The organism is Ensifer oleiphilus, from assembly GCF_013371465.1.
Lineage (GTDB): Bacteria > Pseudomonadota > Alphaproteobacteria > Rhizobiales > Rhizobiaceae > Ensifer > Ensifer oleiphilus.
On the sequence record NZ_JABWDU010000012.1, the window covers coordinates 105,045 to 119,528 of the forward strand.

The 14,484-nt window shown below is 61.4% G+C and carries 14 protein-coding genes; 6 read left to right on the forward strand and 8 right to left on the reverse strand.

The window, feature by feature from the left end; translation table 11 throughout:
- Positions 1–182 precede the first annotated feature (182 nt).
- The 3 genes from HT585_RS29665 to HT585_RS29675 all read left to right on the forward strand — a co-directional run bounded on the left by HT585_RS29665 (position 183) and on the right by HT585_RS29675 (position 3,668).
- On the forward strand, positions 183–1,331 hold the full coding sequence (locus tag HT585_RS29665; RefSeq protein ID WP_176356377.1) for a mandelate racemase family protein: 1,149 nt from the start codon (positions 183–185) through the stop codon (positions 1,329–1,331).
- A 19-nt stretch (positions 1,332–1,350) separates the two neighbouring features.
- The gene (locus HT585_RS29670; RefSeq protein ID WP_176356378.1) at positions 1,351–1,980 is read left to right on the forward strand and encodes an SGNH/GDSL hydrolase family protein; all 630 of its coding nucleotides are present in this window, start codon (positions 1,351–1,353) and stop codon (positions 1,978–1,980) included.
- An 89-nt stretch (positions 1,981–2,069) separates the two neighbouring features.
- On the forward strand, positions 2,070–3,668 hold the full coding sequence (locus HT585_RS29675; protein WP_176356379.1) for an ABC transporter substrate-binding protein: 1,599 nt from the start codon (positions 2,070–2,072) through the stop codon (positions 3,666–3,668).
- A 682-nt stretch (positions 3,669–4,350) separates the two neighbouring features.
- Here the strand turns inward: HT585_RS29675 and HT585_RS29680 are convergent.
- The 8 genes from HT585_RS29680 to HT585_RS29715 all read right to left on the reverse strand — a co-directional run bounded on the left by HT585_RS29680 (position 4,351) and on the right by HT585_RS29715 (position 11,518).
- Complete coding sequence (locus HT585_RS29680; protein WP_176356380.1) at positions 4,351–5,112, reverse strand: ABC transporter ATP-binding protein; 762 nt, start codon at positions 5,110–5,112, stop codon at positions 4,351–4,353.
- Complete coding sequence (locus tag HT585_RS29685) at positions 5,112–5,948, reverse strand: ABC transporter ATP-binding protein (protein WP_176356381.1); 837 nt, start codon at positions 5,946–5,948, stop codon at positions 5,112–5,114. Before HT585_RS29685 ends, HT585_RS29680 begins: the two co-directional genes overlap by 1 nt.
- Before the next feature lie 5 nt (positions 5,949–5,953).
- On the reverse strand, positions 5,954–6,841 hold the full coding sequence (locus HT585_RS29690; RefSeq protein ID WP_176356382.1) for an ABC transporter permease: 888 nt from the start codon (positions 6,839–6,841) through the stop codon (positions 5,954–5,956).
- The gene (locus HT585_RS29695; RefSeq protein ID WP_176356383.1) at positions 6,841–7,863 is read right to left on the reverse strand and encodes an ABC transporter permease; all 1,023 of its coding nucleotides are present in this window, start codon (positions 7,861–7,863) and stop codon (positions 6,841–6,843) included. Before HT585_RS29695 ends, HT585_RS29690 begins: the two co-directional genes overlap by 1 nt.
- A 109-nt stretch (positions 7,864–7,972) precedes the next feature.
- A complete protein-coding gene (locus tag HT585_RS29700; RefSeq protein WP_176356384.1) occupies positions 7,973–8,287 on the reverse strand; it encodes a cupin domain-containing protein in 315 nt (104 codons plus the stop codon).
- Positions 8,288–8,349: 62 nt separating this feature from the next.
- Positions 8,350–9,099, reverse strand: coding sequence for a FadR/GntR family transcriptional regulator (locus HT585_RS29705; RefSeq protein ID WP_176356414.1), 750 nt, complete (start codon positions 9,097–9,099; stop codon positions 8,350–8,352).
- An 82-nt stretch (positions 9,100–9,181) separates the two neighbouring features.
- Complete coding sequence (locus HT585_RS29710) at positions 9,182–9,919, reverse strand: FadR/GntR family transcriptional regulator (RefSeq protein ID WP_176356385.1); 738 nt, start codon at positions 9,917–9,919, stop codon at positions 9,182–9,184.
- 81 nt (positions 9,920–10,000) lie between these two features.
- Complete coding sequence (locus HT585_RS29715; RefSeq protein ID WP_176356386.1) at positions 10,001–11,518, reverse strand: aldehyde dehydrogenase (NADP(+)); 1,518 nt, start codon at positions 11,516–11,518, stop codon at positions 10,001–10,003.
- A 365-nt stretch (positions 11,519–11,883) separates the two neighbouring features.
- Here HT585_RS29715 and kduI point away from each other — a divergent pair, with 365 nt between their 5' ends.
- The 3 genes from kduI (at position 11,884) to kdgD (ending at position 14,465) form a co-directional block, all read left to right on the forward strand.
- Positions 11,884–12,708 (forward strand): 5-dehydro-4-deoxy-D-glucuronate isomerase, encoded by an 825-nt coding sequence (gene kduI, locus HT585_RS29720; protein WP_176356387.1) that lies wholly within the window; start codon positions 11,884–11,886, stop codon positions 12,706–12,708.
- Positions 12,705–13,448 carry a 2-dehydro-3-deoxy-D-gluconate 5-dehydrogenase KduD gene (gene kduD, locus HT585_RS29725; protein WP_176356388.1) on the forward strand — a complete coding sequence of 248 codons (744 nt, stop codon included), beginning with the start codon at positions 12,705–12,707 and terminating at the stop codon, positions 13,446–13,448. The genes kduI and kduD overlap by 4 nt, the downstream gene beginning before the upstream one ends.
- Before the next feature lie 105 nt (positions 13,449–13,553).
- On the forward strand, positions 13,554–14,465 hold the full coding sequence (gene kdgD / locus HT585_RS29730) for a 5-dehydro-4-deoxyglucarate dehydratase (protein WP_176356389.1): 912 nt from the start codon (positions 13,554–13,556) through the stop codon (positions 14,463–14,465).
- Positions 14,466–14,484 lie beyond the last annotated feature (19 nt).

Here is a 14,484-nt window from a genome sequence, read left to right on the forward strand (position 1 = left end):
CAACCTATGCCTCCCTTTGCCAAACGGTGGGCAAATGCCATAGGCGCGTCCCAAGATAGGGTGCTTGTCAGTCACATCAATAAAGCTGTTATACAGATTTGACAATCAGACTGGTATCTGTCTAAGTATGCGTAATACAGGGCGGCGCGGGACGCCGTCCATTTTCGCATACCGGAGGAACAATGATCATCACCGACGTCGAGGTGCGGGTCTTCCGCACGACCACGCGCCGCCATTCAGACAGTGCTGGTCACGCACACCCAGGCCCGCCGCATCAGGTGGAGCAGGCAATGCTGACCGTGCGCACGGAAGATGGCCATGAGGGTCACTCCTTCACCGCGCCCGAAATTGTTCGTCCGCATCTTATCGACAAGTTCGTCAAGAAGGTTCTCGTCGGGGAGGACCACCGGGATCGCGAGCGTCTGTGGCAGGATCTCGCCCATTGGCAGCGCGGCTCCGCCGCACAGCTCACCGACCGTACGTTGGCCGTCGTCGACTGCGCGTTGTGGGACCTCGCAGGCAGAACACTCGATCAACCTGTATACAAGTTGATCGGCGGCTACCGCGACAAGGTTTTGGCCTACGGCTCCATCATGTGTGGTGACGAGTTGGAAGGGGGGCTGGCAACGCCGGAGGACTACGGCCGGTTCGCCGAGACGTTGGTCGAGCGCGGCTACAAGGGCATCAAGCTGCACACCTGGATGCCGCCGGTCAGTTGGGCACCTGACGTGAAGATGGATCTCAAGGCCTGTGCCGCCGTGCGCGAAGCCGTGGGCCCGAATATCCGCCTGATGATCGATGCCTTCCACTGGTATTCCCGCACCGACGCGCTCGAACTCGGGCGGGGCCTTGAAAAGCTCGGCTTCGACTGGATCGAGGAGCCGATGGACGAGCAATCGCTCTCTTCCTACAAGTGGCTTGCCGACAATCTCGACATTCCTGTTGTCGGTCCGGAAAGTGCCGCCGGCAAGCACTGGCATCGCGCCGAGTGGATCAAGGCCGGCGCCTGCGACATCCTGCGCACCGGCGTCAACGACGTCGGCGGCATTACCCCCGCGCTGAAGACCATGCATCTGGCCGAGGCCTTCGGCATGGAATGCGAGGTGCATGGCAACACCGCGATGAACCTGCATGTGGTGGCAGCCACGAAGAACTGCCGCTGGTACGAGCGCGGCCTGTTGCACCCGTTCCTCGAATATGACGACGGCCACGACTATCTGAAGTCGCTTTCCGACCCGATGGATCGGGACGGATATGTCCACGTGCCGGATCGGCCGGGGCTCGGCGAGGACATTGACTTCGATTTCATCGAGAACAACCGCGTACGGTGACGAGCGAGAGGATTGGCCAATGAAGACCGTTCTTGCCTTTGGCGACAGTCTGACATGGGGTGCGGATCCGGCAACTGGTCTTCGCCATCCGCCCGAGAGCCGCTGGCCGGACGTTCTCGATCGGGAACTTGGCGGCGCGGCAAAGATCATAGCGGAAGGGCTCGGCGGGCGCACCACCTGCTACGACGACCATGCCGGCCCAGCCTGTCGCAATGGCGCCAAGGCGCTGGAGGTAGCGCTTGCCAGCCACATGCCGCTCGACCTGGTGATCGTCATGCTTGGCACCAACGACATCAAGCCGGTGCATGGCGGACGCGCGGAAGGCGCCGTTTCGGGCATGCGCCGTCTGGCACAGATCGTAGATACCTTTCCTTACAAGCCGAGCGGAGCGAAGCCGAAGTTCTTGATCGTCGCACCGCCGCCATGTTCCGCCGGCCCAGGCGGGCAGCCGGCAGCCGGGCGAAGCGTGGCAGAATCCGAACGACTTTCCACGCTTTACAGCACGCTCGCCAGCGAGCTCGGCCACGCGTTCTTCGATGCCGGCGCGGTCGCGCGCGGATCCGAGATCGATGGCGTGCATCTGGACGCCGCCGCGACTGCGGCCATCGGACGGGCACTCGCAGCCCCCGTCGGTGCAATTCTAGCCTGATCCGTTTCAACGCCTGCGGAGGAGCAGGCGGGCGGGTCGTGAAACTGGTAGGCCGAAATCCGAAAGGGATGGCCGTCAAAGGAGGAAACATGAGACACTTTCTTGTAACAGCCGCGCTTGGCGCGCTTCTCGCCACGGCCGCGCCGATCGGCGTGCTGGCCGAGACACCGGCCGACCAGCTGGTCGTCGCCACGACCATGAGCAACATTCTGACGCTCGACCCCGCCGCCATCACCGGCCGCGAGACCGTGCAGGTGCTCAACAACATCTACGACACGCTGGTCGTCCTTTCGCCGCAGGATCGTAGCGTCCAACCGCGGCTTGCCGAGCGCTGGGAAATTGCCGACGATCGCAAGTCGATCCGGTTTCACCTGCGTGGCGATGCGAAATTTGCCTCCGGCAATCCCGTCACCGCCGGCGATGTGGCCTGGAGCCTGAAGCGTCTTCTCGCCCGCAACCTGGCGCAGTCGTCCTTCCTCAAGACCCGTGGTTTCACGCTTGAGGATGCCGACAAGGCTTTCGTTGCCGAAGACGACCACACCTTCGTGATCAACCTGGCGAAGCCCGATGACCCGAACCTGCTCTTGATGATCCTCGCGCAGAACGGTCCCGGCTCCATTCTCGACAGCAAGACGGCGCTCGAGAACGAGAAGGACGGCGATCTCGGCGCAGCATGGTTGACGCTGAATTCGGCGGGCTCCGGTCCTTTCACGCTCACCCAATGGAAGTCGAACGAATACATCATCCTGACCCGCAACGACGACTATTGGGGCGAAAAGGCCGCGATGAAGCGCGTTCTGATGCGACATCTGCCGGAATCCCAGTCCCAGCGGCTGCTGCTGGAAAAAGGCGACATAGACGTTGCCTATTCCCTCCAGGCTCCGGATCTCAAGTCACTGGAGGCCGACAAGGCGATTACCATCGCGTCGACGCCGGGTTCGGGATTCTACTATCTGAGCGTCTCGATGAAAGACGAACGCTTCGCCAACAAGAAGGTACGCGAGGCGCTGCGCTACCTCATCGACTACGAGGGCCTCGACAAGGCCGTCATGCCCTATTACGGCAAGTTGCATCAGCGGCCGCTGTCGACCGGCGTTATCGGCGCACTGGTGGATCAAGGCTACAAGCTGGACGTGGCGAAGGCCAAGACCCTGCTCGCCGAAGCCGGCTACCCCGACGGTTTCAAGACCACGCTCCGGGTTCTCTCAGAAGACCCGTTCATGAAGGCGGCGACCGCCATCCAGAATACGCTGGCGCAGGCGGGGATCGAGGCCGAGCTCATCAGCGGTTCTGGCGACCAGATCTACGGCGCCATGCGCGAACGAAACTTCGAACTTCTGCTTGGTCGCGGCGGCGGCGGTCAACAACCGCATCCGGACAACAACCTGCGTTCCATCGCCTATAATCCCGATAACTCCGACGATGCGAAGCTGACGAACTACCAGAGCTGGCGCACCAGCTTCTACGACGAAAAACTGAACAAGCTGATCGAGGAAGCACTGGTCGAGCGCGACCCAGCCAAACAGGCCAAGCTCTATGAAGGCGTGCAGGCCTACATGGACGAGATCGTCATGTCGATCCAGCCATTCTCGGAGGTGGTCGATACGGCCGCGTTCCGTAGCGATGTGAAGGGAATGATCGTCAGCCCCTGGCTTTCCCGCTTCGAGGGTGTTGCCAAGGAGCGCTGATCCTTTCTGTTTTTCTCGGCGAGTTCGGAAAAAGGCGCGTGGCAACACGTGCCTTTTTCACGTTCGTCGGACCAGAACCGCGTCGGCGACCCGAACCGGCACCTCATCGGCAAACGCGAAAACATGGATCTCTGCCGTGATGAGCGAGAGCGAGCATGTGCAAGGAGCGCCGTTGCCCGCGGGTCTCTGGGATCACGTCCAATCCCCAGGGGGCAATGAACGGCGCGCCGAATGCACGTTGGGCGTCACTCTGTCCACGTGCGACAGGTCGACCTGAGTAGGACAGACGCTGAAGGCGGGCCAATCGGTGCGCGCTACGCCGAGAGGACTTTGAGTTTGTGCGCACATCGTGCTGGGGCACAGTCCCGCGCAGTCGAGCGTTCTGATCAAAGGGATCCGCAACGCATTAAAGGCAGACGGCTTGCAAGATTTCGTCGCAAGGCACTACGGCGCAGACACCAGTGATAGCCTTCGTTTGTGGTTAGGGGAGGGCTGCCGGATCCGGCCGTGCGCGGAGGTCTCAGCCTTGCTGATAGCGACAAGGTTGCAGCACACGTGAACGCGTCCGATGACTTCCCGCATCAGTGAAAGTTCCGCTGGATCGCCCCCGACGTCAAAAGGCGCCCTTGAGCTTCAAGGGCGCCTTGTCGGGATTATTGGAGCTGAAACGGCGTGAGGTCGATCAATGTGCGCTTTCGTATTCAAGCGAAGCGCCGATAAGTTCCCGTGCGTAAGGGTGGGTAGCGCCGTTTACGGGGATCGCTTCGCGTGGCAGCACTTCGGTGATCTCCCCGTGCAGCATGACCGCGAACCGGTCGCACATGTGGTCGACCACGGCCAGATCGTGCGTCACCATGATGTAGGTGAAGCCGCGCTCTTCGCGCAGACGCTGGAGCAGGTTAAGGATTTCAGCCTGCACTGACACATCGAGTGCTGACGTCGGCTCGTCGAGAAGCAGGAGCGAAGGCTCGAGGATCAACGCCCGGGCGATGGCCACCCGCTGCCGTTGGCCACCGGAAAGCTGGTGCGGAAAGCGATCGAGGAACGAAACGGGCAGGCCGACATCGGTGATCGCCTTGCGCATGCGCTCCTCTCGGTCGCCGAGACGATGGATCACCAAGGGTTCGTTGAGCACGGTGCGCACTGACTGGCGCGGGTGCAGCGAGCCATAGGGATCCTGGAACACCATCTGAAGCGTGCGGCAGCGCTCGATCAGCGGCATCTCGCGAACCGACTTGCCGTTGATGAGAATGTCGCCCGTCCAGATATCGGTCAGCATCGAGATGCAGCGCAAAACCGTGGACTTGCCCGAGCCGCTTTCGCCGACGAGCCCGAAACATTCGCCGGGGGCGACGGAAAAGCTGACGCTCGGCAGGACCCTGACTGCGGCAGGGCCTGCGCCGAAGGTGATCGACACATCGCGAGTTTCGACGGAAACGGACATCAGGCTTTCTCCTCCAGCCATTCGGGTTGGCGGTCGAGCACGGCGAGGGGCGCACGCCCGCCACCGATCCGCGGTTGGGCCGCCAACAGGCCGCGCGTATAGGGGTGTTCAGCCCTGTCGAGATCGCGGGCGGCGAGCGTTTCGACAACGCGGCCGGCATACATGATGAGAACGCGGTCGCAGAAATTGCGCACGAGGTTCAGGTCGTGACTGATCATGATCAGGCCGATGCCGCGGTCGCGCACCAGGCTGTCGAGGATGTTCAACACCTGAAGCCGGACCGTCACGTCGAGCGCGGAGGTGGGCTCATCTGCGATAACCAGGTCCGGGTCGGCCAAAAGCATCATGGCGATCATCACACGCTGGCCCATGCCACCGGATATTTCATGAGGGTACTGGTCATAGACCCGTTTCGGGTCACGGATCTTGACTGCCTCCAGCATGGTCAGCGCCTTGTCACGCGCCTCTGCCTTCGAGCACTTGAAGTGGCGTAGATAGGTCTCGGCCACCTGGTCGCCGACGCGCCGGATCGGGTTGAGCGAGAATTTTGGATCCTGAAGGATCATCGACATGCGCCGGCCGCGGACTTTCAGCATTTCTCGTTCCGAAAGCGTCAGGAGATCGAGGTCTCCAAAGCGCAGCTTGTCGGCGGTGATCGTGGCGCCTGGCAGAAGACGCAGCAGGGCACGACCGACGGTCGACTTGCCGGAGCCGGATTCACCGACGATACCCAGCCGTTCCCGGCCAAGTGTGAAGGAGACCCCACGTACGGCTTCGGTCGATGCGCCGCCGTAGCGGATACGGAGATTGTCGACCTCGAGAATGGGCTTTTCCATCGCGGTTATCTCCGGTTCATCTGCTTGGGGTCGAGTGCATCGCGCAGTCCATCGCCGAGCAGGTTGAAAGCGAGGCTGACAGAGAGGATTGAGATGCCCGGAAAGGTGACAAGCCACCAACTGTCCAGCATGTACCGGCGACCGGTCGCGATCATGGCGCCCCATTCTGGCAGCGGCGGCTGGGCTCCGAGGCCCAGGAAGCCCAGGCCGGCAGCCGTGAGGATGACGGTCGCCATGTTGAGGGTCAGGCGGATGAGGACGGAAGGCAGGCACATGGGCATGATCGACTTGACGATGATGCGCGCCGGCGATGCCCCCTGCAGCCTGGCAGCGGAGATATAGTCCGCCTTTCGGAAGGTCATTGCCTCTGCCCGCGCCAGTCGTGCGATCGGCGGCCAGGAGGTGAGCGCGATGGCGATGATGGCGTTGTTGAGACTTGGACCCAGCGCAGCGACGAAGGCGAGCGAGAGAATGAGCCCCGGAAACGACAGGAAAATGTCGGTGATTCGCATCATCACCGTATCGACCTTGCCGCCGAGATAGCCGGCGGTCGTGCCGATGATGAGGCCGATCGGCCCGACGACGATCGACACCAGGAAGATGATCGTCAGCGTGATGCGAGCGCCCCAGACAAGGCGGCTGAAGATGTCGCGGCCAAGCTCGTCGGTACCGAAGAGGTGCCCGTTGCCCGGCGCCTGCAGCGTCAGGGCAAGATCCTGCGCATAGGGATCGTGCGTGGCAATCAGCGGCGCGAAGGCGGCAACCAGGATGAGCAGCGTCAGCACGGCGAGGCCGAAGGCTGACGTCGGGCTCTTCAGGAGAAACAGCACGATGTTCTTCAACGCAAGCAATGGCGCCGGCAGGCGGAAGGTGGATGCGGTGCGGGTAGACATCAGCGTGTCCTTGGATCGAAGATACGATAAAGAACATCGGACAGAAGATTGAGCCCGATGAAGATGACGCCGACGATCAGCACGCAGGTCATCACGGCATTCATGTCGCCGGTAATGAGATTGTTGGTGAGGTACTGGCCAAACCCCGGCCAGGCAAAGACGGTCTCGATCAGGACGGCGCCTTCGAGCAGCGATCCGTAGGCGAGCGCGATGATGGTCACGAGCTGAACACGGATGTTGATGAAGGCGTGCTGCCATATCGTCTGATTTCGCGACAACCCCTTCACTCTGGCCGTCGTGACGTACTCCTGGCCAAGCTGATCGAGCATGAAGCTTCGGGTCATACGGGTGATGTAGGCGGAAGAGGAATAGCCAAGCAGGGCTGCCGGCAGGATGATGTGGTTCACCGCCGACCAGAACACATCCATTTCACCGGCGATCAGGCTGTCGATCAGCAGGAAACCGGTGCGTTCCTCCACGAGACCAATGTAGAACTGGTCCATACGTCCGCTTCCGCCGACCAGCCCGAGATGAGCATAGAAGACGATGAGGGCGATCATGCCCGTCCAGAAAATCGGCATCGAATGGCCGAAAAGGCTGAAGACACGCACGACATGGTCTGGCCAGCGGTCCTTGTTGACGGCGGCGAAGACACCGAGCGGCACGCCGAGGCCGGCGCCGATAAGGATGGCGAAGGTGGCGAGTTCTATGGTCGCCGGCATGACATGCAGGATGTCCTGGATAACCGGTCGGCCGGTCCGGATGGAGGTTCCGAAGTTGCCCGTGAAGACGTCGCCGAGGTAATAGAAGAACTGTTCCCAAAGCGGACGATCAAGGCCCAGCGAGCGGTACACCTGCTCATAGGTCTCACGGGTCGCATCCTCGCCAACGATGGCGCGCACGGGATCGGCGGGCATCAGCCGGCCGATGAAAAAAGTCAGGAGCAGCAGGCCGAGCAGGGTGACCGCAATGGTCCCGACCTGCCCGGCCGCGCCGTAGAAGCGTATGCGACGATGTGACATAATTCCTCCGTTTGTCATTCGCCAGACGGTGAGGCGGTACAGGCTCCTATCCTGTATGACAACTTAAGAAAACCTGTCACAGGTTGTTGGTGCTGTCAAGCCATTCCGCTCAGAGGAAGTCATCCCGCCTTGGCGTGAAGCAGTCGATAAGCTCTCCTGCCTCAAGGCATTGGCAGCCGTGTTCGGTGTTTCCGGGAATGACGAGACTATCGCCGGCCTTCAACTCATAAGGAACGCCATCGCGGAAAAAGCGAAAGCGGCCGCGTGCGACATAGGTGGATTGCACGTGCGGATGGCTATGCAGGCGGCCTTGGGCACCGCTTTCGAAGCGGAAGGACACGACCATGATCTCTGGTGAGTGGGACAACACTTGCCGGGTGATGCCGGTGTCGGTCGGGGTTGCGGGAAAGACGGGAAGGGACATGGAGGCCTCGCTGATGATGTGTGACATCATCAGCATACATGTACTTACATCTGTATGACAAGCTAGGACAGGTTTATATCTTCCGGCGACAAGGTGCGTGAACGCAGCAGGATCTTGTAGCGATCAAGACTGCCGCGAAGATGGGCGCGCATCCGCTCGCGTGCTGTCTCGGCATTGCCCTCGATGATGGCATCGACGATCAGGCCGTGTTCCTCCTGAAGGTGGAGGTTGTAGTCCTTCGGGCGCGCGCCGGGTGCGGAGCCCTGCAGTTCGCCGCGCGGGATGATGCCGGATCGGATCAACTGGAGAAATTCCGGGAACCGGCGATTTTGCGTGGCCTCGGCGATGGCGAGATGCAACTCGAAATCCGCATCTCGGGTAGGGCTGCCAGTCGCCAGGCATTCGCCAACGTGATGGTGTGCCTCGAGAATGGCTTCGATCTGTGCTGCGGAACGGCGTGACGCGGCGAGTCCCGCCGATTCCACCTCGAAGACCGTCCTCAGTTCCAGAAGCTCGATCACCGAAGAAATCCGTTCGGTGGTCAGGTCCTTGAATGGCTGTTTCTTGCCCTCTGAGGTCTCGAGCGCGAAGATGCCCGCACCCTTGCGTGCCTCCACCAGGCCGTCGGCTCGAAGGATGGCGATCGCCTCGCGCACCACGGTGCGGCTGACGGAATACTCACGGGTCAGCGCGCTTTCGCTCGGAAGCCGGTCGCCGGGTTTGAATACGCCATCCGTCAACTCGCGACGCAGGTCGGTGCTGATCTTCGCGGCCAGCGACGTGCCTCTGGCGTGATTGTTCTCGGCTTCCATTTCTGCTGCACCTGCATTGAACCTGTCTGGCATGTTATCGGTTATCTGTCCGAATGCAAGTGCAGGATGTTTGCGCCGATGCTCAGCGGGGCGTTCGCAGCATGGAGCGGTAGCGCATCTGGCTGTTTTTCAGGTGAGCGCGCATCGCGGCGCGAGCCGCCGTCTCATCACCATCCTGAATCGCGATGAGAATCGCTTCGTGTTCATCGACGAGCCGCTCGATGTCAGCCGGGGGCAGTGTCGTCTCTTCACCGTTCTCGGTGACAGCCCGCCGGGGAATGAGCGTCGGGCCGAGCATTTGCAGGAATTCGCCGAACCGGGGATTATTGGTCGCCTGGGCAATTGCGAGGTGGAAGGCGAAATCGGCCTCGGCGCTGGGCCGGCCCTCGGCCGAACTTGTGCGGAAGGCATCGAGCGCCTCCACGATCTTTTCCTCCTGCCCTGGGGAGCGCCGCAGCGCGGCAAGGCCGGCGGCATCGCCTTCCACGGCCGTACGCAGTTCGAGCATCTCGATCAGCGACGACACGCGGGCGAGGTCTACATTCTGAAATGGACGGCGTTCGGCCAGGGCAGGATCAAGAACAAAGACGCCTGCGCCCTGGCGCGGTTCCACCAGCCCATCGGAACGAAGGGCCGCGATCGCCTCGCGCACCACCGTGCGGCTCACTCCGAACTCTTGCGTCAGTTGGGCTTCTGAGGGCAGCCGGTCGCCTGGCCTGTGGTGCCCCTTGGAAATGCGGACGCGAAGCGCATCCGCAACCTTGACCACCAGCGTCGTGGTTTGCAGGGGCGCTGTATCTTGGGCTGTCGCTTTCGTCATACACTTAGCCATTCGATGCAAGAGTCGGTCATCCGCTGTTGGTTGTGGATACGCCATTGCCAGGCAATGGCGCAATCCGTGCTAACTCGATTTGAGGTCCTCGCACTGCAGCGCCTCGGGAATGTTCTGATAGGAGACCGGCCTCAGGAACCTTCGGATAGACAGGGTCCCGACGGATGTGGCGCCGAAGTTGGTGGATGCGGGGTATGGGCCGCCGTGCACCATGGCGTCGCAGACTTCGACCCCTGTCGGGTAGCCGTTTGCAAGCACGCGACCTGCCTTGCGCTCAAGGATGGGCAGCAGTCTGAGCGCCATTGGCGTGTCGGCCTCATCTAGATGCAGCGTGGCAGTGAGTTGACCAGCAAAGCTCCTTGCCACCGCAAGCATCTCCTCGATCGTCTCGACGGTAACGATAAGGCCGAGGGGGCCGAACACCTCTTCGGCGAGCGCGTGGTTGGAGAGCCAGTCCTTGGCGCAAACCCGGAAAAGGTAGGGCGTGGCGTGGCGAAGATCGCAGGAGGTGGCAAGGACCTCGCGAACACCGGCACCCGCTGCGATGCGCACGCGTCCCTCGCGATATGCCTCCGCCATGCCACTTGTCAGCATGACCTGCGGACCGACGTCGCCAAGGACGCCGCGAGTCGCCTCGGCGAATGCGTCGGCGTGGCCGGATAGGATCACGGCGATGCCGGGATTGGTGCAGAACTGGCCGGCTCCCATCGTCAGCGAACCTGCCCAGCCTCGTGCGATCTCGGCGCCGCGGGCCTTCGCCGCTTCCGGCAAGATGAACATCGGGTTCACCGAACCGAGTTCGCCGAAGAAGGGAATGGGTTCGGGGCGTGAAACGCAGAGATCGAAAAGCGCACGGCCGCCGGCCAGAGAACCGGTAAAGCCGACCGCCTTGATGAGCGGGTGCGTGACGAGCGCCGTGCCGACATCGCGGCGGCCGCCCTGGATCAGCGAGAACACGCCCGGGTGCAGCCCGTGTTTCCTGATAGCCGCATCGGCTGCTTCCGCCACGATTTCGCTGGTGCCCGGGTGGGCCGAGTGACCCTTGACGATGACCGGGCAGCCGGCAGCAAGCGCGGAGGCGGTGTCGCCGCCCATGGTCGAAAAGGCGAGCGGAAAGTTGGACGCGCCGAAGACGGCGACGGGACCGATGGGGCGCTGCAGGAGGCGAATATCGGGCCGGGGCAGGGGTGTGCGGTTCGGTAGTGCCTCGTCATGACGGCGGTCGAGGTATTCGCCCTTGCGTATGTGGGACGCAAACAGGCGCAATTGCCCGGTCGTGCGGCCGCGTTCGCCTTCGAGCCGGCCGGCCGGCAAACCGGTCTCCGAAGTCCCGATTTCGGTAATTTCGGCGCCACGGGCTTCGATCTCGTCGGCAATGGCGTCGAGGAAGGCGGCGCGTGTCTCGCGTGAAGAATAGCCATAGGACCAGAAGGCATCCTCGGCGGCTTCAGCCGCCTTGTTCACCAGATCGACCGTGCCGACGGAAAAATCGAAGGCATCGCCGTGGGCGGGTTCGCTGCGGAACGTAGGCTGCGTTGCGAGCCATTCGCCCGCAACCAGATGCTTGCCATGCGGCACATATGCCATTTCTCTACTCCTTGAAGATCGGATTGCTGACGAAGCCGCCACCCTGAAAACGGAGCATCGGGTCGCTCGGGTGTGGCTTCTGCGTGTGTCTGGCAATGCGCGTCCGATGGGTCTCCGCATTGTCTTTTGGCTTCCAGCGTCAGCAGGAAAGATGTTGCTGGGCGCTCCGACCCGAGCGCAGCGAAGTGCGTTTGATCCTGACGAATTGCCGGCTTTCCAGCCGTGGCTCCGCGCCCACGGTCCGATGATCGCCTTACCCCGAACATTTTCGCGTCGCTTCAGCGGACATCTTGACCTCGACAAACATATCATACAATAACGGTAACATATATGATATGTAGTCTACAACATGATGGAGGAAATTAATGCTGACCGTCGAAACAAGGCAGGCCGTTAATCCGGAATACGCCAAAACGCTCGATACGTCGGGGCTTCGCAAGCATTTCCTGGCGCAGGAGATGTTTAAAACCGGAGAAATCCGGCTGATCTACACGCACTATGACCGCTTCGTTATCGGAGGGGCAGTGCCCGGCGAAAAGCCGCTTGCGCTGGACAAGGTGGAGGAAACAAAGACCCCGTCATTCCTCGATCGTCGTGAGATGGGCATCGTCAACATCGGCGAGACCGGAACGGTGGCGGCCGGTGGGCAGGTCTACACGTTGAACCGCGGCGATGTGCTCTATCTCGGTGCTGGCACGGGAAGCGTGACCTTTGCGGGCGGTGGCCGTTTCTACATCACGTCCTGCCCCGCCCACCGCAGCCTGCCGGCGCGCCTTATCACTGCTTCCGAAAGCAAGGAGGTGAAAATGGGCGCGTCGGAAACCTCCAACAAGCGCACCATCAACCAGTTCATCCACCCGCTGGTGATGGAGAGTTGCCAGCTGGTTCTTGGTTACACGACACTGGAGGACGGCTCCGTCTGGAACACCATCCCCTCGCATATCCATGACCGGCGCATGGAGGCCTATCTCTATTTCGGCATGGATGAGAAGTCCCGGGTACTCCATCTGATGGGCGAGCCGCAGGAGACCCGCCACCTGTTCATTTCGAACGAGGAGGGTGCCCTGTCTCCGCCCTGGTCCATCCATTCCGGCGCGGGTATCGGCTCCTACACCTTCATCTGGGCCATGGCCGGCGACAATGTCGACTACACAGACATGGACTTTATTCAGCCGGAGGATCTCAAATGAGCAATTCCTTTTCGCTTGAAGGACGCAAAGCTCTGGTCACAGGCTCTAACACGGGCCTCGGTCAAGCGATTGCCGTCGGGCTCGCTGCTGCAGGGGCGGAGGTTCTGTGCGCTGCGCGTCGTGCGCCCGACGAGACGCTGGATCTGATCACCAAGGCCGGTGGCAAGGCTGGTGGCCTTTCCCTCGATTTTGCCGATCCCATGGCCGCGCGAGACATATTCCAGGATCAGGGTATCGACATCCTGGTCAACAACGCCGGCATCATTCGGCGCGCTGACGCGGTCGACTTTACCGAGGACGACTGGGATGCGGTGATGGATGTAAACCTGAAGGCACTCTTCTTCACGACCCAGGCGTTCGCAAAGGAGTTGCTGGCCAAAGGTCGCCTGGGAAAAGTGGTCAATATTGCATCGCTGCTTTCGTTCCAGGGCGGGATCCGCGTCCCGTCCTACACAGCGGCGAAACACGGCGTCGCCGGCCTCACCAAGCTGCTTGCAAATGAATGGGCGGCCAAGGGCATCAATGTCAACGCGGTCGCGCCCGGCTATATCGAAACCAACAACACTGAAGCACTTCGTGCCGACGCCGGCCGCAACAAGGCCATCCTCGAGCGTATTCCGGCCAATCGATGGGGTCGACCAGAGGACGTCGCCGGTGCAGCGGTCTTCCTGTCTTCGGCAGCAGCGGACTACGTTCACGGTGCTATTCTCAACGTGGACGGTGGATGGCTGGCGCGCTGATCGCCTACTCACTATAGTTATCATATAACTTGTATGATAACTTATTGACAGATGTAGTATGTGTGGCTAAGTGTGCATCTGAAGCACGCACAGAGGAAAACATCCATGAATCCTGAACAAATCAAGGCTGCACTCGGCTCCGGCCTTCTCTCCTTCCCGGTCACGCATTTCGACGCTGAAGGGCGCTTTGCACCTGAGAGCTACAAGGCCCACGTCGAATGGCTTGCCGGCTATAAGGCTCCGGTGCTTTTCGCGGCAGGGGGGACCGGGGAATTCTTCTCGCTGAAGCCTGATGAAATCCCGGGCGTGGTGGCGGCGGCCAAGGAAGCGGCAGGCGAAACAGCTATCGTGTCGGGTTGTGGCTATGGCACCGATATCGCCGTCGATATCGCCCGCTCGGTCGAGAAGGTCGGTGCAGATGGCATCCTGCTTTTGCCGCACTACCTGATCGACGCGCCGCAGGACGGTCTCTATGCTCATATCAAGAAGGTCTGCCAGGCGGTGGGCATCGGCGTCATGGTCTATAACCGTGACAACTCGGTGCTGCAGGTCGATACGCTTGCCCGGCTTTGCGACGAATGCCCGAACCTGATCGGCTTCAAGGACGGCACGGGCGACATAGGCCTGCTGCGCCAGGTCACCGCAAAGATGGGTGATCGCCTGATGTATCTGGGCGGCATGCCCACGGCCGAGATCTTCGCCGAGGCCTATCTCGGTGCCGGCGTGACCACCTATTCGTCGGCGGTGTTCAACTTCGTGCCGGGCCTTGCCAACGAGTTTTACGTCGCACTTCGCGCCGGCGACCGCCCCACCTGCGAGCGCATTCTGCTGGATTTCTTCTACCCGTTCATGGCGATCCGCAATCGGGTCAAAGGCTACGCCGTCTCGGCAATCAAGGCGGGTGTTCGGCTGCAGGGCTTCGATGCCGGCCCGGTGCGCGCGCCGCTTGTAGATCTGACCGATGAGGAGCTCCTGATGCTCGACAATCTCATCGGTGCACACAAGCGCAAGGCCTGACACGCCGCACCCGGAGGAA